This is a genomic window from Pleomorphomonas koreensis DSM 23070, from assembly GCF_000425185.1.
Taxonomy (GTDB): Bacteria; Pseudomonadota; Alphaproteobacteria; order Rhizobiales; family Pleomorphomonadaceae; genus Pleomorphomonas; species Pleomorphomonas koreensis.
This window is the reverse complement of sequence record NZ_AULH01000010.1, coordinates 115,017-133,899: the sequence shown is the minus strand read 5'-3', so window position 1 is coordinate 133,899 and position 18,883 is coordinate 115,017. Positions and strand designations below refer to the sequence as shown.

Sequence of the window (18,883 nt, the reverse complement as noted above, 5' to 3'; positions counted from 1 at the left end):
CCGGGTAGCCTCCTGTCTTGCCCAAAAGACGGCCGGGCGCAAGGAGACGTAGCAACGTGCGATCACCCCTCCAGTTCCTCGCGCATTAATTCGAGCCGCAACCATTCCTCCTCGGCAGCGGCGAGCGCCGCCTCCGTGGCGGCGAGCTTGTCGGTGGTGGCGGCGAACAGGCCGGGGTCGCGGCCGTAGAGGCCGGGGTCGTCGAGCACGGCGTGCAGGCGCCGCGCCTCGTCGCCAAGCTCCTCAATGCGGCCGGGCAGCGTCTCCAGCGCGTGCTTGTCCTTGAAGCTGAGCTTGGACCGCCCCTTGGGCGCCCCCGGCGGCGCGGCCTCCTTCTTCGGTGCCGTCGCTAGCTTCTCCGCCTTGCGCGCCTCGACGCCGCGCCCGCGCTGGGCCAGCATGTCGGTATAGCCGCCGGCATATTCGAGCCAACGGCCGTCGCCCTCGCTCATCACCACCGAGGCGACGACGCGGTCGAGGAAATCGCGATCATGGCTGATGGCGATCACCGTGCCCCGGTAGTCGCCGAGCAGTTCCTCGAGAAGATCGAGCGTTTCGAGATCGAGATCGTTTGTGGGTTCGTCGAGCACCAGCATGTTGGACGGCTTGGCCAGCGCCCGCGCCAGCATCACCCGGCCGCGCTCGCCGCCCGACAGCGCCGAAAGCGGCGTCCGCGCCTGCTCGGGCGAAAACAGGAAGTCCTTCATGTAGCCAATGACGTGGCGCTTCTCCTCGCCGATCACCACCCAGTCGCCCTTGCCCTCGGTGAGGGCGTCGGCGAGCGTCGTCTCGGGATCGAGGCTGTCGCGCTTCTGTTCGAGCGTCTGCATGCCGAGTGACAGGCCGAGCTTCACCGTGCCGCTGTCGGGCGCGAGATCGCCGGTGAGCAATCTGAGCAGCGTCGTCTTGCCGGCGCCGTTGGGGCCGACGATGCCGACCCGGTCGCCGCGCGCCACCCGGATTGAGAAATCCTTGACGATCGGCCGGTCGCCGAAGCTCTTGGAGATCGACTTCGCCTCGATCACCAATTTCGACGACGCCTCCGCCTCGGCCGCCGCCATCTTTACGTTGCCGGTCGGCCCGCGATGCTCGCGCTTCTCCTTGCGGAGATCGTCCAGGAGATCGACGCGGCGGACGTTGCGCTTGCGCCGGGCGGTGACGCCGTAGCGCATCCAGTGCTCCTCGGCCTCGATCTTGCGATCGAGCTTGGTGAGTTCGCGCTCCTCCTCCTCCAGCACCTGATCGCGCCAGGCCTCGAAATGCGAAAAGCCGCGATCGAGCGTGCGGGTGACGCCGCGATCGAGCCAGACGGTGGTGCGGGAGAGGTTTTCGAGGAATCTGCGGTCGTGCGAGATCAGCACCAGCGCCGACTTCATCGACGCCAGTTCGCTCTCCAGCCACTCGATGGCCGGCAGGTCGAGGTGGTTGGTCGGCTCGTCGAGCAACAGGATGTCCGGCTCGGGCGCCAGCACATGGGCGAGTGCCGCCCGCCGCGTCTCGCCGCCCGACAGCGAGGCGGTCGGCTCGTCGCCGTGAAGGCCGAGTTCGTTGAGGAGGTAGAGCGCCCGGTAATGCGCGTCGCCCGGCGCGAGGCCGGATTCGACATAGTCGAGCGTCGTCCTGAAGGCGGTAAGATCGGGCTCCTGCGGCAGGTAGCGCACCGTCTTGCCCGGCTGGAAGAAGCGTTCGCCGTCGTCGGCCTCGACCAGGCCGGCGGCGATCTTCAGAAGCGTCGACTTGCCCGAGCCGTTGCGGCCGACCAGCGTGATGCGGTCGCCCTCGCCGACGGTGAGGTCGGCGCCGGTCAGGAGCGGCGTCGCGCCAAAGGTGAGGCGGATGTTCTTGAGGAACAGAACCGGGGGGGAAGCCATGGCCGCTGTTGTCTCCCTCAGCCGCGCAACGCGAAGGCTTCGTCGGCGAGCCGCTCGACGATCTCACGCAGCGCCTTCCTTGACGGCCCGGCCTCGGCCACCTGCCGCGACACGTTGGGCAGCGTGCGCCGTGCCGCCGCCTTGCCGAAGCGTGACCTGAGGTCGGCCATGGTGGCGCCCTGCGCGCCAATGCCGGGGGCGAGGATCAGCGACGTCGGTAATCGGTCGAGCACCGTCTCGGCGTCGTCGAGCGTCGCGCCGACCACTGCACCGCAGGGACCGTTGCCGGACTTGCCGAGATTGCCAAGGTTGAAGGCGGTGAGATCGTCGGCCAGCGCCTCGGCCACCTGCCGGCCGTCCTCCTGCCGGGCGGTCTGCAACATGATGCCGTCGGGGTTCGACGAGCGCACCACCACGAACAAGCCGGCGCCGTGCTCCACGGCGCGCTTCACCACCGGCCTCAGCGATCCCGAGCCCATGTAGGCGCCGAGCGTGATGGCATCGGCCGGCGTTCCCGCATCATCGCCGATCCAGGCGCCAGCATAGGCCTCGAAGGTATGCCCGATGTCCATCCGCTTGATGTCGGCGATCACCAGCGCGTCGGTCGAGCGGGCGTGGCCGATCACCTCGGCCGCCGCTTTCAGGCCCTGCCAGCCGAAGCGCTCGAAGAAGGCGATCTGCGGCTTGAACACGCCGACGAGGTCGCCCAGCGCCTCCACCATCTCAAGGCCGAACACGCGCACGCCCTCGGCGTTGCAGGGCAGATCCCAGGCGGCAAGCGTCTCCGGCGCCGGATCGATGCCGACGGTGAGCGGCGAGCGGCGGTCGGCGATCGCCTCGAAACGGTCGGCGAAGGGGATGACGGGCATGGCGTGTCTCCGGATAACGGGCTCGGCAGGCGATATAGCTGGCATTACCGGCTGGAGAAAGCCTTGATCGCCGGAATTCGGGGCTGCCGCCCCGATCCCCGCGCGGGAGGCACAGCCTCCCGCACCCACCAGTCTTTCCAAAAAAGCGGGAGGTCCGGAGGCTGTGCCTCCGGGCGGGTCCGGGCGGCAGCCCGGCTACACCGGCGCCCGCCGCACGTACCAGCTCTTCGGCCGCGTCAGGCCGTGGAAGCCGAGCGGCGACAGCGCCGCGCCGCGGCCGGTGTCCTTGACGCCGGTCCAGGTCAGCGCCGGATCGAGATAATCGCAGCGGTTGGCGAAGACGGTGCCGGTTTCGAGTTCGCGGCCGATCGCCTCGGCGGCGTCGAGGTCTTCGGTCCACAGGGAACAGGTGAGGCCGTATCTGGAATCGTTCATCAGCGCCACGGCCTCGGCGTCGTCCCGCACCTTCATGATGCCGACCGCCGGACCGAAGGTCTCCTCGGTCATGAAGGCCATCTGGTGGTTGACGGAGGTGAGGATCTGCGGCGCGATATAGGGCGTGCCGTCGCGATCGGCCGGGAACAGTTTCGGGTCGAGGTGGGCGACGGCGCCGGCCCGGCGCGCCGCGGCGATCTGTTCGCGCACCGTCGCCGCGCCGCGGGCGCGGGCCATCGGGCCGAGCGTCGTCTCGGGATCGGTGGGATCGCCGAGGACGTATTTCCGGGTGAGGTCGACGAGGCCGGCGAGGAAGTCGTCGTAGACCTTCTCGTGGACGTAGACGCGCTCGACGCCGCAGCAGCACTGGCCGGAATTGAAGAAGGCGCCGTCGGCGATGTTCTCGATGGCGAAGTCGAGCTTGACGTCGGGGCGGACGTAGGCCGGGTCCTTGCCGCCGAGTTCGAGGTTGACGGCGATGAAGGTGCCGGCCGCCGCCCGCTCCATGGCCGCGCCGCCGGCCACCGAGCCGGTGAAGGCGACCATGTCGGCCTTGCGCGACGCGATCGCCGCCGCCGTCTGGTCGTGGGAGAGCACGATGTGCTGGAACACGCCTTCCGGCAGGCCGGCGGCGTCGAAGGCGTCCTGGAAGCGCTCGGCGACCAGCAGCGTCTGGTCGGAATGCTTCAGCACCACCGTGTTGCCGGCCATCAGCGCCGGCATCACCGAGTTGACGGTGGTGAGATAGGGGTAGTTCCAGGGCGCCACGACGAACACGACGCCGAGCGGTTCGCGGCTGATGTAGCGGTGGGCGCCATGGTCGGAAAATTCGAGGCCGCTGTCGAACGGTGCCAGGCTGGCCTCGGCGATCTTCGCCATGTGGCGGGTGCGCTGCTCGACGCCGTTCAGTTCGAAGGGCGTATAGCGGATCGGCCGGCCCATCTGGCGGGTCAGTTCCTCGGCAATGCGCGGCCGGGCGGCCAGCATCGCGTCGAGCGCCTTCAGGCAATAGTCGACGCGGGCTTCGAGCGGCAGCTTCGCCCATCCCTTCTGGGCGTCGCGGGCGAGGCGGAACACCCGGCTCACCTCGGCTTCGGTGGCGATCGTCCGTTCGGCATAGACCGAACCGTCGACGGGCGAGACGAGCTTCATGACGTCGGGCATGATCGGAGCGCTCCCGAGACCTGCGGCCGGAAGGGATGGCCGGTCCGCCATCTCTGCACGTCGGCGGCCGCCGATCAAGGGAGCGCCGCAATGGAAACGGGGCGCCCGTGAAAGGCGCCCCGCAGTTTCGCGAACCGGGATGACGAGGCTCACTCGGCCGGGGCCGGCTCCTCCGAGCCGGGACCGGCGGCTCCGGCGGCATGGGCGATGGCGAACTCCTCCTCCGGCGACAGGATCAGCTTGTGGCGGCCGACGAAGGCAAAATAGAGGATCGCCACCGCGAACCACACCGCCACCCAGAGCACGCCCTTGGAGAAGTTGGGGTCCTGCACCTGGTAGTAGAGCGTGACGCAGGCGATCAGGATGGTCAGAACGGCGCCGGGAATGCCGAGCGGGCTCCGGTAGGGCCGCTCGATGTCCGGCTGGTTGATGCGCAGCAGGATGAAGGAGATCGCCTGCATGATGTAGGAGAACATGGCGCCGAACACCGCCATGTTGAGCAGCACCGAGCCGATCGCCGCCCCGCCCTCGTCGGCGCCGAGCGCGAACCAGATGATCAGCATCACCGCGAGGCCGGCCAGCGAGCCGGTGACCATGGCGACATGCGGTGTCCGGTACCTGGCGTGGGTCAGCGACAGCACGGTGGGGAAATAGCCGGCCCGCGACAGCGAATAGACCTGCCGCCCCTGCGCGTAGAGGATGGTGTGGAAGGAGGCGACGAGGCCGGTCAGCGCCACGATGCCGAGCAGCACCACGCCGCCGTCGCCGTAGACGGCGCGGAAGCCGTCGAGCAGCGGCTCCAGCGACGAGCCGAGGTGGAAGGCGCCGACGCCCGGAACCGACGGGTTGAGCAGCACGATCATGAAGGCCGAGAGGATCAGCGTGCAGATGCCGAGGATGATGCCCTTGGGCATGTCGCGCTTGGGATCGACCGATTCCTCGGCGGCGAGCGGCAACTGCTCGATGGCGAGGAACAGCCAGACGGCGAACGGCAGCGTGGCGAGCACGCCCGAGAAGCCGAACGGGAACAGCGCGCCGCCACCCTCCGGCAGCTCGATCGCCGCCCCGTCGGGGCCGACGCCGATGTTGAGCGCCCAGCGCGAGAAGTCCATGTGCGGGATGGCGCTCGCCCAGAAGAACACCAGCACGGCGAGCGAGATCACCGTCACCACCAGCGTCACCTTGAACGACAGTTCGAGGCCGAACACGTTGAGGCCGAGGAAGATCGCATAGAAAACGATCCAGACGAGCGGCGAATAGGCAGCATCGAGCCCCAGGATGGAGTTCACGTAGGCGGTGATGAAGGTGACGATCACCGCCGGCGTGATGACATATTCGACATTCTCGCAGAGGCCGGTGACGAAGCCGCCCCACGGCCCCATCGCCGTGCGGGCGAAGGAATAGGCGGCGCCGGTGTGCGGCAGCGCCGGGCTCATCTCGGCGATCGAGAAGGTCAGGCCGAGATACATGACGGCGATGATGGCGCCGGCGGCCAGCATGCCGCCCCAGCCGCCGGTGGCGAAGCCGAAGTTCCAGCCGGAGAAATGGCCGGAAATCACGGCGCCGACACCCAGCGCCCACAGCGACCAGATACCGGCATAGCGCGACAGGTGCCGCTGTTCGAAATAGCTGGCGTCAGCCTTCTTGTAGCTGACGCTTCCCTCTGAGGTGGACATCGGGTTCCCCTTTTCGTCTCTTGAGCCCCGCGCGCTTCAGGCGATTCGCACCGTTGCCGGCTGCCGCCGGAACGGTCCCTGGCGAATTGGCGAGCGCGCGGGCCGCGACTGTCTTTGCAAGGATCATGCTACTTTCGGCTAAGGGGTGGCTCATAGCAGCAGACGGGCGGCTCAGGAAGCAGAGAGCACGGAGGAAAGCCTTGGCACCGATCGTCTTCGTTCTGGGGGGCGCCCGCTCCGGCAAGAGCCGATTCGCCGAGGAGCGGACGCGCGCTCTTTCGGCCGGCCAACGCGTCTATGTCGCCACCGCCGAGTGCCTCGACGATGAAATGCGGCAACGCGTGGAAGCCCACCGCCGCAATCGTGGCGCCGACTGGCACACCGTCGAGGCACCACACCGGCTCGCCGAGGCGATCGCCGCCGAGAGCCGCGGCGATCGTGCCGTTCTCGTCGACTGCCTGACCCTCTGGCTCAGCAACCGCCTGCTCGCCGACGCCGATCTCGACGCCGAGGGCGATCGTCTCGTCGCGGCGCTCGCGGCGGCGGCCGGGCCGGTGGTGCTGGTCGCCAACGAGGTCGGCCTGTCCATCGTGCCGGACAACGCCCTCGCCCGCCGCTTCCGCGACGCGGCCGGCCGGCTCAACCAGCAGGTCGCCGCCGTGGCCGGCGAGGCATGGTTCGTTGCCGCCGGTCTGCCGCTGCGGCTGAAGTGATCTTCTGCTGCCCTATCGCGTAGACTGTGCCGAAACATTGCAGTTCCTGCCCTCCGACCCATGAATCGCTGCGGTGGCGGACAATCGCGATATGAATTTAGTCAAAATTAACGAGGAAAGCGGGGGAAGGACCGCAGCGTTCTCGTCAAAGCGTTCGATTCCGGAACGCAGAATGCCAGATTTTCATGGCATGGCGATTGCAGTCCGTGGAACGGCGGTTGTGAAGCCGAAACAAGCCTTGCACCAAACGCATGGCTTCTGGTTTTAGGCCGGCGTCTGGCTTGCGAGACTAAGGGAAATCCACTAGATTGGTAAATGTTTTGTTACACAAGGCAATCATTGCGGCGGTTACCGCCGGATAGAGCCTCACGGGGTTTTCCCGGTTTTCTTTTATATTTTCGGGGGATGTAATGCGTCTGACGGATCCCAATCACGACTTTTCCGAAGGTGGCGCCGAGAGTTCGTTCGGACTGTACGATCTGACGCCGACCGATGGCGGGTCTTCCTCCCGCTACACCCACGCTTTCAGCGTCCGCATGATGTCGACGTCCTCCTTCCCGGCTGGACAGTCGCTGGCGGCGACGCTGAGCGGTTACGGCGACGCCGCGCTGGACGATGGCGCATCCGAGGCGGCCGGCAACTGGCGGGCGCTGCATTTCGCGGCCAAGCGAGCCGTCGACATCGTCGGCGCGGCGCTTGGTCTCGTCCTGCTGTCGCCGCTGCTGATCGCCGTCGCCGCCATCATCAGGTTCACCAGCACCGGGCCGGTGTTCTTCCGGCAGGAACGGACGGGACTGGACAACAAGCCGTTCGAGATCCTGAAATTCCGCTCGATGTACAGCGATCGCTGCGATCTTTCCGGCGTAGCCCAGACGACTGCCTGCGATCCGCGTATAACGCCGATCGGCCGCATCATCCGCAAGACCAACATCGACGAACTGCCGCAGCTCATCAACGTGCTGAGGGGCGACATGTCGCTGGTCGGTCCCCGGCCGCACGTGCCGGGCATGCTGGCCGCCGGCGTTCCCTACGAGGATCTGGTGGTCGGCTACGAGCGTCGCCACGCCATGCGCCCCGGCATCACCGGCCTCGCCCAGGCGAACGGCCTGCGCGGCCCGACAACCGAAGTCGAGCCGGCGGTGATGCGGGTGGTGCGCGACATCGAATATATTCGCGACTTCTCGATCTGGCTGGACATCCGGATCCTCTACCAGACCTTCGTCCGCGAGATCGTTCGCGGTAACGGCTTCTGATCGGCGAAGGCTGCCAACGAAGAAGACCCCCGCCGTCCACCGGCGCCGGGGCCTCCATCGACAAGAATGCGGTTTCTGGTTTCTACAGCCGGACCCACATGCGCGGATTGTCCGGCGACTGCATTGATATGAAACGGTAACCGGTGGCGCTCCAGGGCTTGACCAGCGGGCTGAGGTTGTCCAGCACGAAGTCGCCGCGATCGGTGCGCACCATCAGGACGGCATGCGACTCGCTACGCCTGGTAATCACGGACGTCATCAACAGCGACGAACTCGGAAAGCCCTTGCGAAGCAGCGCCGCCCGCTTGGTCAGCGCATAGTCCTCGCAGTCGCCGGACGAGCCGCCGATCTTCCAGACGTCGGCGCCCCCCGCTTCCGCCTGCGGCCGCATCGACCCGTTGATATCGCGATTGACGCGATCGATCAGCGAGAGCGCGTCGACCGTCAGCTTGATGTCGCCCGCCGCCGTCCCGACGTTGCGGGCCCGTTGCACCTTGCAGGCCGAGGGCATGGTCGTGCACAAGACGTAGAAACCGGTCGGTCCGAGCGTATAACCCTTGGTATTGACCTTGCCCGCTAACGGCAGGTCGAGACTCTGCTTGGGAACATTGAAGAAACCGGCCGACGCGACCTGAGGAAGGATGGCGGCAACGGCGGAAACGACCAGCATCCGGATCAACTTGTTCATGGCGACAAACTCCCGTCGAGCCTTGAGTGAAGCCAGTTGACCAGATTTCCTTTGAGATTCGGTTGATCGGCAGGGACAATCAATCCGCACCGGCGGACCGTGCAATTGAAGCAAATACAGTTCAAATTTTAAGTGTTTCCGCAGGTGGCCGTTAACCATGCCGGAGGGGCGATCACCAGCCCGAAAAAGCCGATGAAGCTGCAATTGCGCGCCTCCGGCCTGGGGAAGCGGAGCGCCAAGCCTGCCGGTCGAAAAGGGGATTTTGGCCGATTACCGCCTTTTTTCCACGACGGAACACCCCAGAATCCCGGGTAGGGTAATTCCGATAAGGGAAAATACGAAACTCCGCTTGCACCAAGGCAATTCCTTAATGTAAATTGCATGCAAAATGTGGCGACAGGTGGGGGTCTTGAGACTCCGGTTTGATGCAAACTTTATAGGAGACAATCATTATGGCCAGACTTTTCCTTTCTACATCTCTTGGCGTCGCCCTGGCATTCTCTGCGGCTTCCGGTGCTTTCGCGGCAACGTCGGCGACCGGCCTTGTGAACACCTTGAGCGGCCAGCCGGGCGTGACGACGCAGCTGCTGCAGGCGGTTAACAACGTCCAGCTGCATTGCGAAACCCCCGGTGCCACGGCATCTTCCGCCGGGCAGGGGAGCTGCCGGCTGGATCTGCAGACGCTGCTGAATTCCATTCCGCCGGGGCTTTCTCCGACGCTCGTCAATGAGATCAACGAGCTGGTCTCGACCCTGTCCGCCAGCTTGCCGCCGGAAGGTCAGACGGGAGCCATCACTCCGGACGCCGGCGTCGGCCCGTCGGTTTCCGAAAATCCCGGCGGCGGCAGCAGCTCTGTGGTGGATGACCGCAGCGCCAGCCTCGGCGCCCCTTGATAGCGCCTTGAGTTAACGACCTGCGAAAGGGCCGTGGCCTTGATTTCCAGGCCACGGCCTAATCTTGTATATTGCCGGGTTCCAGGCTCGGGTTAACGACGACGTCCGGACTTTCTGTCTTTTCAGCCTGGACCGCCAGCGCCGGTGGCCGCTCGTCCAGCCTTCCGGCGCCGGGCATGGTTAACCAAACACGTCATTTCCTGCAATTTCCTGGCGAGGCGGCCCCCACCCGGCGCCTTGCCCGCTTGGTTGGCGGCGCGATTTCGGTCATAGTGGCGGCGTCGGAATAAGTTCAAGGAAGTTTTCTTCAAATGGATTCATCCGAGTTCGATGTTCGCAACGCAATTGGTCTCGTCCGCCGCCAGATCTGGCTCATTCTCTCCACGGTTCTGATCGTCGCCGGCCTCGCCGCCGTCTATGTCTTCCTGCAAACGCCGACCTACACCGCCTCGACGCTGATCCTGGTCGATCCCAGGCAGAAGAACGCCCTCGACCCCGATAGCCAGATGTCGCTGCTGCCGACCGACAACGCCCGCGTCGAAAGCGAAGTCGAGATCCTCAAGTCGCCGTCGACCCAGCTCGGGGCGATCGCCCGCCTTGGCCTCGTCAAGGATCCGGAATTCGGCGTCAGGCTCGGCACCCTCGACCGGTTGATGGTCTTCCTGAAGATCAAGACCATGGAGAACCTGCTGGCCGACACTGACGCGCAATTGCGCGCCGTGCTGACACGCTTTTCCGACCGCGTCAGCATCGCTCGCCGCGGCCTCACCTATGTCATCAGCGTTTCGGCCACCTCCGCCGATCCCGCCAAGGCGGCACTGATCGCCAACACGCTGTCCAGCACCTACATCGACGCCCAGGTCGACGCCAAGATCTCCAACGCCCTCAGCGTGCGCGACGCCCTCAACCGCCGCCTCGTCCAGGCGTCGACGACCATCAACGAGACCGAGAACCGCATTGATTCCTTCGTCAACGAGAACATCGAGAAGGTCTCCACCGACAGCAACCGCGACGACATCAAGGCGATGCGGGCCAACCTCGAGGCGCTGAAGGCCGAGAGCGTGTCGGCGCAGACGCTGCAGGCCAGCGTCTCGTCGCTGGTCTCCGGCAAGAACTGGGACGGCATCGCCGCCCAGTTGAGGTCGGACACCGTCAGCCAGCTCAAGGCCGAGCGCGACAAGGTGCTGGCCGACATGAGCAGCGCCGCCGCCGGCTCGTCGCGGGAGAGCAACCTGCGCGCCAGCCTCGCCCAGCTCGACCAGCGCCTCTCCGACCAGGTCAACGTCGAGCTCGGGCAGCTGTCGACCCGCATCCGCAGCACCCAGGAGGAACAGGAGCGGCTGCGCGGCTCCATCCGCGACATCGTGCTGTCGAGCAACCTCTCCAACGACGTCATGGTCAAGATCTACGAGCTGCAGCAGGAATCGTCGGTCGCCAAGACGCTTTACCAGGATCTGTTGCAGCGCCTGCGCGGCGTCGAGACGCAGGCCGACCTGCAGCTCGCCGACAGCCGTATCGTCTCGGCGGCCCTGGCGCCCGACGAGCCGAGCGCCCCGAAGACCCGGCTGATCCTGATGCTCGCCGCGGTGGCTGGCCTCGGCCTCGGCCTCGGCCTCGCCTTCCTCAACGAGAACTTCATCGGCGGCTTCACCTCCGACCAGCAGTTCGAGGCGGTGCTCGGCATTCCCGTCATCTCGTCGATCCCGCTCCTGTCGCGCGGCGGCCGCTCGATCACCGAGCGATCACAGGTGGCGAGCGAACTGATCGACCATCCGCTCACCGCCTACAGCGAGTCGATCCGGCGCATCCGCCTCGGCCTCGAGAACATGCTGAGGCGCAAGCTGCAGGACAAGACGCGCGAGGGCGGCCTGATCGTCGTGGTCGGCTCGGCTATCCCCGGCGAAGGCAAGACCACCACCGCCATCGCCATCGCCCGCGCCTTCGCCATGTCCGGCAAGCGCGTGCTGCTGGTCGACTGCGACCTCCGGCGGCCGTCGGTGGCCCCCAGCCTCGGCCTGACGCCGGAGAACGGCCTCGCCGACTACCTGACGCTGTCGCTCGATTCGCAGTCGATCCGCCAGTTCGTCACCAAGGACAAGGTGCCGGGCCTCGACATGATCGTCGGCAAGTCCAGCCACCGCACCTCCACCGACAGCCTGATCGAGACCGCCCAGTTCAACCTGCTGATGGAGCTGGCGAAGGAGCGCTTCGAGATCATCGTGCTCGACACGCCGCCGATCCTGCCGGTGGTCGACGCCCAGTATCTCGCCACTCGCGCCGACATCGTGACGCTGGTGGTCCACTGGGCATCCACCTCGCAGCGCGACGTCCGTTCGGCGGTCAACGACCTGCGCACCACGGCCGGCGACGACCTGCCGATCGCCGCCGTGCTGTCCAAGGCCGAGCTTGGCGTCGGCTCCTACCGCAATAAGTACAACAGCTACTACTATTACGCGCCGGAAAGCTGATATCACACGCAAGAAGATAGGCCGGCCCCGAGGCGTCGGGGCCGGTGCGTTCTGCCTTACCCGTTCCTGACGGAGACCGTCGTGAGGCTTTTGCCGCTGATTGCCACCGCCCTTCTCGCCCTCACTCCGGCAATCGCCGCGGAACCGCCGGCCGCGGCCGACCGGTCGATCGCCGTGCGCATCGCCGTCGCCCATCCGGTGCCGTATTCCGAGACGCTGTCGCTGACCGGCGAGGTCGTCGCACGCACGTCCTCGCGACTGTCCTTCCGCCTGTCCGGCCGCATTGCCGAGCGCTTCGTCGACGTCGGCGATCACGTCACGAAGGGCGACCTGCTCGCCCGTCTCGATCCCAGCCAGCAGCAGGCCGACGTCGCCAATGCCGAGGCAGCGCTCGCCGCCGCCGAGGCCGGCGCCCGCCAGGCCAGTTCGGCCTTCGATCGGCAGAAGACGCTGCTCGACAAAGGCTTCACCACCCAGTCGGCCTTCGACGCGGCGACCAGGGCGGTGCGCACCACCACCGGCACCGTCGAATCCGCCAAAGCCGCCCTCGATATCGCCCGCGCCAACCTTGGCTACACCGAGTTGCGGGCTGACGCCGACGGGATCGTCACCGCCCGCACCGCCGACGCTGGCGAGATCGCCGCCGCCGCCCGGCCGGTGTTCATCGTTGCCGTCGACGGCCCGCGCGACGCCGTCTTCGACGTCTACGAGCAGATTTTCCTGTCGATCACCACGCTGCCCGACGTGACGGTCAGCCTCGTCAAGGACCCGTCCGTCACCGTGCCCGGCAAGGTGCGCGAGATCTCGCCCACCGTCGAGACGCGCACCGGCACCGTCCGCATCAAGGTGGACATCGGCACCCCGCCCGCCGCCATGAGCCTCGGCGCGCCGGTCGCCGGCCACATTCCCGGCCGGGAGATCCGCGCCGTGCTGCTGCCCGCCCGGGCGCTCGCCGAACAAGATGGCGCCCCGGCCGTCTGGATGATTGACAAGGACGGCGCCAGCGCCGATCTCCGGCCGATCGGCATCGCCGCCTACACCACCGATACCCTGGTCGTCGAGAGCGGCCTTGCCGATGGCGACCGCGTCGTCATCGACGGTGGCAAGCTGCTGAGGCCCGGCGCCGCCATCGAGATCGTCGGGGAGGAGACGCCGTGATCCGCCGCCTGATCCTCGCCGCCCTGCTGGGTCTCGCCGCCTGCCGGCCGGAGGCCGAGGCGCCGCCGCCGCCGATCCGGCCGGTGCTGTCGGCACGCGTCGCCGTCGACGATACCGCCCTGCAATCCTTCGTCGGCACGGTGGAGGCGCGCGACAAGGCCGACCTCGGCTTCGAGATGCTGGGCCGGCTGATGACGCGCAACGTCGACGTCGGCGACACGGTCCAGCCCGGCGACTTTGTCGCCACCCTCGACGCCACGACGTTCGACCTGAGAGCCCGCGCCGCCGAGGCAGCGCTCGGCAACCGCCAGGCCGAGCGGGACAACGCCGCCGTCACCGTCAGCCGCATCGAGACGCTGCAGGCGAGCGGCACCGCCGCCAAGTCCAGTCTCGACGACGCCCGCGCCGCCCTCGACGCCGCTGACGCCGCCGTCCGCCAGGCCCAGGCCGACCTCGACAAGGCGCGCGACGCGCTCGGGCGCACCGAGTTGCGGGCCGGACTGGCCGGTGTCGTCACCACCACCGGCGCCGAGCCCGGCCAGACGGTGGCGGCCGGCCAGAGCGTCGTCACCATTGCCAAGCCCGATCCCCGCGACGCGGTGATCGACGTGCCCGACTGGATGGCCGGCACGCTCGCTCTCGGCACCCCCTTCGTCGTCGCGCCGCAGATCGCCCCCGACCGCGCCATCGCCGGCACCCTCAGGGAGATCGCCCCGGAAGCCGACCAACTGACCCGCACCCGCCGTCTGAAGATCGCCCTCGTCGATCCGCCGAGCCTGTTCCGCCTCGGCTCCACCGTCGAGGTCAGGCCCGACGAGACGGCGAGGCCGGCGATCGTCCTACCGCAGGCGGCGGTGCTGACTGAGGGCGGCAAGTCCTTCGTCTGGGTGGTGACGGTCGACGAAAGCAAACCCGCCGCCCGGCGCCAGGGCACGGTCGCCCTGAGGCCGGTGAGCACGGCGCCGGCCGACGACGACCGCCTCAGCGTCGTCTCGGGCCTTGCCGCCGGCGAGCGGGTGGTGATGGCCGGCGTCCACAGCCTCGAAGACGGGCAGACGGTGGCGGTGCCGGCCGACACGGACGCCGGGGGAGACGTGCTGTGAAGAGTTTCAATCTCTCCGACTGGGCGCTCGAACACAGGTCGCTGGTCTGGTACTTCATGATCATCTTCACGCTGTTCGGCGTGTTCTCCTACCTGAACCTCGGTCGCGAGGAGGACCCCTCCTTCACCATCAAGACCATGGTGGTGCAGGCCTATTGGCCGGGCGCCTCGGTGACGGAGATGACCCAGCAGGTCACCGACCGCATCGAGAAGAAGCTGCAGGAGCTGCCCAACCTCGATTTCACGCGCAACCTAACGCGGCCCGGCGTCACCACCGTCTTCGTCAACCTCAGGAACGACACCAAGGCCAGGGACGTCGAAGGCACCTGGGTGCGGGTGCGCAATCTCGTCTCCGACATCCGCGCCGAGATGCCGGACGGCGTGATCGGCCCGTTCTTCAACGACGACTTCGGCGACGTCTACGGCAACATCTACGCGCTGACCGCCGACGGCTTCTCCAAGCGCCAGCTGCGCGACTATGCCGAGGCCGTCCGCACCCGCATCCTCTCCGTCGACAACGTCGGCAAGGTGGAGATCGTCGGCGCCGAGGACGAGGTGATCTATCTCGAATTCTCGCCGCGCCAGCTCGCCGCCTACGGCGTCGACGAAAAGGCGGTGCTGGCAACGCTGGCCGAGCAGAATGCCGTCAATCCTTCCGGCACCATCGACACCGGCACCGAGCGGGTGTCGGTGCGGGTATCGGGCGAGTTCCGCTCGGAAAAGAGCCTCGAAGCGGTCAACCTCCGCGTCAACGGCCGCTTCTTCCGCCTGTCCGACGTGGCGACGATCAGCCGCGGCTACGCCGATCCGCCGAGCGAGGAGTTCCGCTACAACGGCGAGCCGGCCATCGCAGTCGCCATCGGCATGAAGGCCGGCGCCAACCTCCTGAAATTCGGCGAGGCGCTGCGGGCCGAGATGGCGCGCATCGAGGCGGAGCTGCCGATCGGCATCAGCGTCCACCAGGTGGCCGACCAGCCCAAGCTGGTGGAGAAGGCGGTGTCCGGCTTCACGCAGGCGCTGTTTGAAGCCGTGGCCATTGTGCTCCTGGTCAGCTTCGTCAGCCTCGGCCTTCGGGCCGGCGTGGTGGTGGCCCTCTCCATCCCCCTGGTGCTCGCCATCACCTTCATGGTGATGGAGACCGCGGACATCTCCTTGCAGCGCGTGTCGCTCGGCGCGCTGATCATCGCCCTCGGCCTGCTCGTCGACGATGCCATGATCGCCGTCGAGATGATGGTCGCCCGCCTCGAAGCCGGCGATTCGCTGCCGAAGGCGGCGACCGCCGTCTACACCTCCACCGCCTTCCCGATGCTGACCGGCACGCTGGTGACGGTGGCCGGCTTCATTCCGGTCGGCCTCAACGCGTCGATGGCCGGCGAGTTCACCTTCACCATGTTCGTGGTGATCGCCGTGTCGCTCCTGGTGTCGTGGATCGTCGCCGTGGTGTTCACGCCGCTGATCGGCGTCAGCGTGCTGCCGAAGGCGATGAAGCAGCACGCCGGCGGCAAGACCCGCTTCACCCGCGGCTTCGAGCGGCTGCTGGTGTTCGGCCTCCACCACCGTTTCGTGGTCATCGGCCTGACGCTGTTCGCCTTCGGCCTGTCGCTCTACGGCCTCACCCATGTCCAGCGGCAGTTCTTCCCCGACAGCGACCGCTCCGAGCTGATCGTCGATTTCACCCTGCCGCAGAACGCCTCCATCGAGGAGACCAGCCGGCTGATCGCCCGCTTCGAGACGGACATGCTGAAGGGCAAGGACGGTGTCGACCACTGGTCGACCTACGTCGGCCGCAGCGCCGTGCGTTTCCTCCTGACCTTCGACCAGGAACCGGCCGCCCCCTATTTCGGCCAGACCGTCGTCGTCACCCGCGACGAGGAGACGCGCGACCGGCTGAGGGCGGAGTTCTCCGCCTATCTCCACAAGAGCTTCCCCGGCGTCGACTGCTTCGTCCGTCTCCTGGAGATCGGCCCGCCGGTCGGCCGGCCGGTGGCCTATCGCCTGTCCGGCCCGGACATCGAGGGCGTGCGGGAAGCGTCCGGCCGGCTGGCCGCCGTGGTCGCCGCCAATCCCCATGTCGACAACGTCGTCGCCGACTGGGGCGAGCCGGGCCGCGTCGTCAAGGTCGACGTCATGCAGGACAAGGCGCGCCTGCTCGGCGTCTCCTCGCAGGACATCTCCAACGCCCTCTACAGCATCATCGGCGGCGCCACCGTCACCCGCATCCGCGACGGCATCTACCAGATCGCCGTGGTTGGCCGCGCCGTGCCGGAGGAGCGCAACTCCATCGAAACGCTGAAGAATCTCCAGCTCGCGACCGTGAACGGCGTGAGCGTGCCGCTCGCCGCCGTCGCCAACCTGCGCTACGAGATCGAGCAGCCGGTGGTATGGAGCCGCAACCGCCTGCCCACCGTCACCATCAAGGCGGCCCGCGCCGACGCGACGCAGGCCGACACCATCGTTGGCGAGCTGGCGCCGTCGATCGACGCCTTCGCCGCCGGCCTGCCGGCCGGCTACACGCTGGTGACCGCCGGCTCGGCCGAGGAATCGCAGAAGGCGCTGACCCCGATCATCGCCGTGGTGCCGCTGATGGTGTTCATCATGCTGACGGTGCTGATGATCCAGCTCCAGAGCTTCAGCCGCCTCATCCTGGTGGTGGCGGTGGCGCCGCTCGCCCTGATCGGCGTGGTGGCGGCGCTGCTGCCCACCGGTGCGCCGCTCGGCTTCGTCGCCATCCTCGGCGTGCTGGCGCTGGTCGGCATCCTGATCCGCAACTCGGTGATCCTGGTCGACCAGATCGAGCGGCTGCGGGCCGAAGGCCAGCCGGCCTGGAACGCGGTGGTCGAGGCGTCCAGCCACCGCCTCCGGCCGATCGTGCTGACGGCGCTGGCCGCCAGCCTCGGCCTGATCCCCATCGCCGGCGAGCTGTTCTGGCAGCCGATGGCCTTCGCCATGATGGGCGGCATCATCGTCGGCACGGCGCTGACGCTGATTTACCTGCCGGCCCTCTACGTCGCCTGGTTCCGCATCCACGAGGAGAAGCCCGCGGCGCCGGCCACCCCGTCAGCCTGACAGGGTCGGCCGGAAGGCGTCGCGGATCGCCTCGGACGCGGCGAGCCGGCGGATTTCCGCCTCGACGAAGGCGTCGTCGCGCAGGCGTGACGGCCGGCCGATGGCAACGCGGCAGGCGACATGCGCCGGCCGGCCGCTCAGCACCACCAGCTCGTCGGCAAGCCGCACCGCTTCCGAGAGGTCATGCGTCACCAGCACCACGGTGACGCCACGCTCCTGCGCGTCGAGGCGGACCAGCCGCTGCATCTCGCGGGCCAGCCCGACGTCGAGCGCCGAGAAGGCTTCGTCGAGCAGCATGAGATCGGGCTCGACGGCCAGCGCCCTGGCGAGCGCCACCCGCTTCCTCATGCCGCCGGAAAGCTGATGTGGATAGCGGCCGGCCTCGTCCTGACCGAGACCGACCTTGACCAGCATCGACCGCGCCCGGCCGAGCCGCTCGGCGCGGCTGAGCCGCCGGCCGGTCAGCGCGAAGGCGACGTTGCCGCGCGCCGTCCGCCAGGGCAGCAGCAACGGGTCCTGGAACACGAAGGCCGGCCGCTCGAACGGCCGCTCGACGTGGCCGGCGTCGGGCGCCAGAAGGCCGCCGAGGATGGCCAGCAGCGTCGTCTTGCCGGCGCCGGACGGGCCGAGAATGGCCAGCACGCCGCCGCGTGGCACGGTGAGATCGATGCCATCCAGCACCGGCACGCCGGCAAAGCCGTGCGACAGTCCCGTGGCGACCAGCGCTTCGCCGCTCATGGCGCCTCCCCCGGCAGGCCGCGCCGCCAGGTCTCGAAATAGCGGCGCACCGGCTCGATGACCAGGCGCTCGACGATCAGCAGCAGCGCCACCACCACCACCACCCAGGCCATGGTCCGGGCGGTGTCGACCTCGGCGCGCGCCGCGGCAAGGCCGTCGCCGATGCCACCGGCCCCCGACAGCAGTTCGGCCATCACCGCCACCTTCCAGCTCATGGCCAGCGCCGCGCCGAGCGCCGGCAGCAGGTAGGAGAGCACATGCGGCAGGTAGACGTCGGCAAGCCGCACATGCAACGGCACGCGGAAGGAGCGGGCCATCATCCTGAGGCCGCCGTCGACGGTGCGGGTGCCCTGCGTCGCCGCCGCGAACACCAACGGCCCCACGGCGACGGCCACCGAGAAGGTGGCGGCGAGGCCGGAACCGCCGAACCACAGCAGCGACAGCACCACCCAGGCAATGGCCGGCACGCCGATCAGCATGGTGGCGACCGGTTGCAGCATGGCCCGGAGCGGCGTCGAGCGGCCGGCGAGGCCGCCGAGCAGCGAGCCGATCAGCGTCGCCACCAGGAAGCCGGAAAGCGCGTCGCGCGTCGTGGTCAGGATCGCCGGCCCGAGATCGCCGTCAAGGGTGAGGCGGCCGAGGGCGGTGAGCGTGGCCAGCGGCGACGGCAGCACGAAGTCGCCGTAGACGCGGTGCCCCGCTTCCCATAGCGCCAGCACGGCGAGGATGCCGAGCGCTGCCCAGCGGCGTTCGCCACTGAAAAATCGACGCCAGAAGCGCCCGGCCATG

General features: G+C 67.7%; 14 protein-coding genes. 7 read left to right on the top strand and 7 right to left on the bottom strand.

What is annotated here, in order from left to right; genetic code table 11:
- Window positions 1-62 precede the first annotated feature (62 nt).
- The 4 genes from H512_RS0109840 to H512_RS23375 all read right to left on the bottom strand — a co-directional run bounded on the left by H512_RS0109840 (window position 63) and on the right by H512_RS23375 (window position 6,015).
- Window positions 63-1,871, bottom strand: coding sequence for an ABC-F family ATP-binding cassette domain-containing protein (locus tag H512_RS0109840; RefSeq protein ID WP_026783311.1), 1,809 nt, complete (start codon window positions 1,869-1,871; stop codon window positions 63-65).
- A 17-nt stretch (window positions 1,872-1,888) separates the two neighbouring features.
- Window positions 1,889-2,740 carry an orotidine-5'-phosphate decarboxylase gene (gene pyrF, locus H512_RS0109835; RefSeq protein ID WP_036790968.1) on the bottom strand — a complete coding sequence of 284 codons (852 nt, stop codon included), beginning with the start codon at window positions 2,738-2,740 and terminating at the stop codon, window positions 1,889-1,891.
- 195 nt (window positions 2,741-2,935) lie between these two features.
- The gene (locus H512_RS0109830) at window positions 2,936-4,339 is read right to left on the bottom strand and encodes an aldehyde dehydrogenase family protein (protein ID WP_026783309.1); all 1,404 of its coding nucleotides are present in this window, start codon (window positions 4,337-4,339) and stop codon (window positions 2,936-2,938) included.
- 149 nt (window positions 4,340-4,488) lie between these two features.
- Window positions 4,489-6,015: an amino acid permease gene (locus tag H512_RS23375; protein WP_053239734.1), complete on the bottom strand. Its 1,527-nt coding sequence runs from the start codon at window positions 6,013-6,015 to the stop codon at window positions 4,489-4,491.
- Window positions 6,016-6,215: 200 nt separating this feature from the next.
- On the opposite strand from H512_RS23375, the gene cobU reads away from it, so the two are divergent.
- On the top strand, window positions 6,216-6,728 hold the full coding sequence (cobU, locus tag H512_RS0109820; protein ID WP_026783308.1) for a bifunctional adenosylcobinamide kinase/adenosylcobinamide-phosphate guanylyltransferase: 513 nt from the start codon (window positions 6,216-6,218) through the stop codon (window positions 6,726-6,728).
- 410 nt (window positions 6,729-7,138) lie between these two features.
- Window positions 7,139-7,981: a sugar transferase gene (locus H512_RS23370; protein ID WP_245585382.1), complete on the top strand. Its 843-nt coding sequence runs from the start codon at window positions 7,139-7,141 to the stop codon at window positions 7,979-7,981.
- Window positions 7,982-8,063: 82 nt separating this feature from the next.
- On the opposite strand, the gene H512_RS25765 is transcribed toward H512_RS23370, so the two are convergent.
- The gene (locus tag H512_RS25765) at window positions 8,064-8,669 is read right to left on the bottom strand and encodes a transglutaminase-like cysteine peptidase (RefSeq protein ID WP_053239733.1); all 606 of its coding nucleotides are present in this window, start codon (window positions 8,667-8,669) and stop codon (window positions 8,064-8,066) included.
- Window positions 8,670-9,121: 452 nt separating this feature from the next.
- Between H512_RS25765 and H512_RS0109805 the strand changes: the two genes are divergently transcribed.
- From H512_RS0109805 to H512_RS0109785, 5 genes are all read left to right on the top strand, one after another.
- Entirely contained in the window at window positions 9,122-9,562 is a 441-nt protein-coding gene (locus H512_RS0109805; protein WP_026783307.1) for a hypothetical protein, read from the top strand.
- Between the two features lie 311 nt (window positions 9,563-9,873).
- Complete coding sequence (locus tag H512_RS0109800; RefSeq protein ID WP_026783306.1) at window positions 9,874-12,030, top strand: GumC family protein; 2,157 nt, start codon at window positions 9,874-9,876, stop codon at window positions 12,028-12,030.
- A gap of 81 nt (window positions 12,031-12,111) precedes the next feature.
- Window positions 12,112-13,188: an efflux RND transporter periplasmic adaptor subunit gene (locus tag H512_RS23360; protein ID WP_169507142.1), complete on the top strand. Its 1,077-nt coding sequence runs from the start codon at window positions 12,112-12,114 to the stop codon at window positions 13,186-13,188.
- Window positions 13,185-14,291 carry an efflux RND transporter periplasmic adaptor subunit gene (locus tag H512_RS0109790; protein ID WP_036790965.1) on the top strand — a complete coding sequence of 369 codons (1,107 nt, stop codon included), beginning with the start codon at window positions 13,185-13,187 and terminating at the stop codon, window positions 14,289-14,291. Before H512_RS23360 ends, H512_RS0109790 begins: the two co-directional genes overlap by 4 nt.
- The gene (locus H512_RS0109785) at window positions 14,288-17,356 is read left to right on the top strand and encodes an efflux RND transporter permease subunit (RefSeq protein ID WP_026783304.1); all 3,069 of its coding nucleotides are present in this window, start codon (window positions 14,288-14,290) and stop codon (window positions 17,354-17,356) included. The genes H512_RS0109790 and H512_RS0109785 overlap by 4 nt, the downstream gene beginning before the upstream one ends.
- Here the strand turns inward: H512_RS0109785 and H512_RS23355 are convergent.
- Window positions 17,348-18,094 carry an ABC transporter ATP-binding protein gene (locus H512_RS23355; protein WP_053239731.1) on the bottom strand — a complete coding sequence of 249 codons (747 nt, stop codon included), beginning with the start codon at window positions 18,092-18,094 and terminating at the stop codon, window positions 17,348-17,350. The genes H512_RS0109785 and H512_RS23355 overlap by 9 nt on opposite strands.
- Window positions 18,091-18,882, bottom strand: coding sequence for an ABC transporter permease (locus H512_RS23350; RefSeq protein WP_053239730.1), 792 nt, complete (start codon window positions 18,880-18,882; stop codon window positions 18,091-18,093). Before H512_RS23350 ends, H512_RS23355 begins: the two co-directional genes overlap by 4 nt.
- Window position 18,883: the final 1 nt, after the last annotated feature.

Bases quoted from the DNA above. Each gene is read 5' to 3' on its own strand.
- H512_RS23355 (WP_053239731.1), bottom strand. From the start codon at position 18,094: ATGAGCGGCGAAGCGCTGGTCGCCACGGGACTGTCGCACGGCTTTGCC.
- H512_RS0109800 (WP_026783306.1), top strand. From the start codon at position 9,874: ATGGATTCATCCGAGTTCGATGTTCGCAACGCAATTGGTCTCGTCCGC.
- H512_RS23370 (WP_245585382.1), top strand. From the start codon at position 7,139: ATGCGTCTGACGGATCCCAATCACGACTTTTCCGAAGGTGGCGCCGAG.
- pyrF (WP_036790968.1), bottom strand. From the start codon at position 2,740: ATGCCCGTCATCCCCTTCGCCGACCGTTTCGAGGCGATCGCCGACCGC.
- H512_RS23350 (WP_053239730.1), bottom strand. From the start codon at position 18,882: ATGGCCGGGCGCTTCTGGCGTCGATTTTTCAGTGGCGAACGCCGCTGG.
- H512_RS25765 (WP_053239733.1), bottom strand. From the start codon at position 8,669: ATGAACAAGTTGATCCGGATGCTGGTCGTTTCCGCCGTTGCCGCCATC.
- H512_RS0109805 (WP_026783307.1), top strand. From the start codon at position 9,122: ATGGCCAGACTTTTCCTTTCTACATCTCTTGGCGTCGCCCTGGCATTC.
- H512_RS0109840 (WP_026783311.1), bottom strand. From the start codon at position 1,871: ATGGCTTCCCCCCCGGTTCTGTTCCTCAAGAACATCCGCCTCACCTTT.
- H512_RS0109830 (WP_026783309.1), bottom strand. From the start codon at position 4,339: ATGCCCGACGTCATGAAGCTCGTCTCGCCCGTCGACGGTTCGGTCTAT.
- H512_RS23375 (WP_053239734.1), bottom strand. From the start codon at position 6,015: ATGTCCACCTCAGAGGGAAGCGTCAGCTACAAGAAGGCTGACGCCAGC.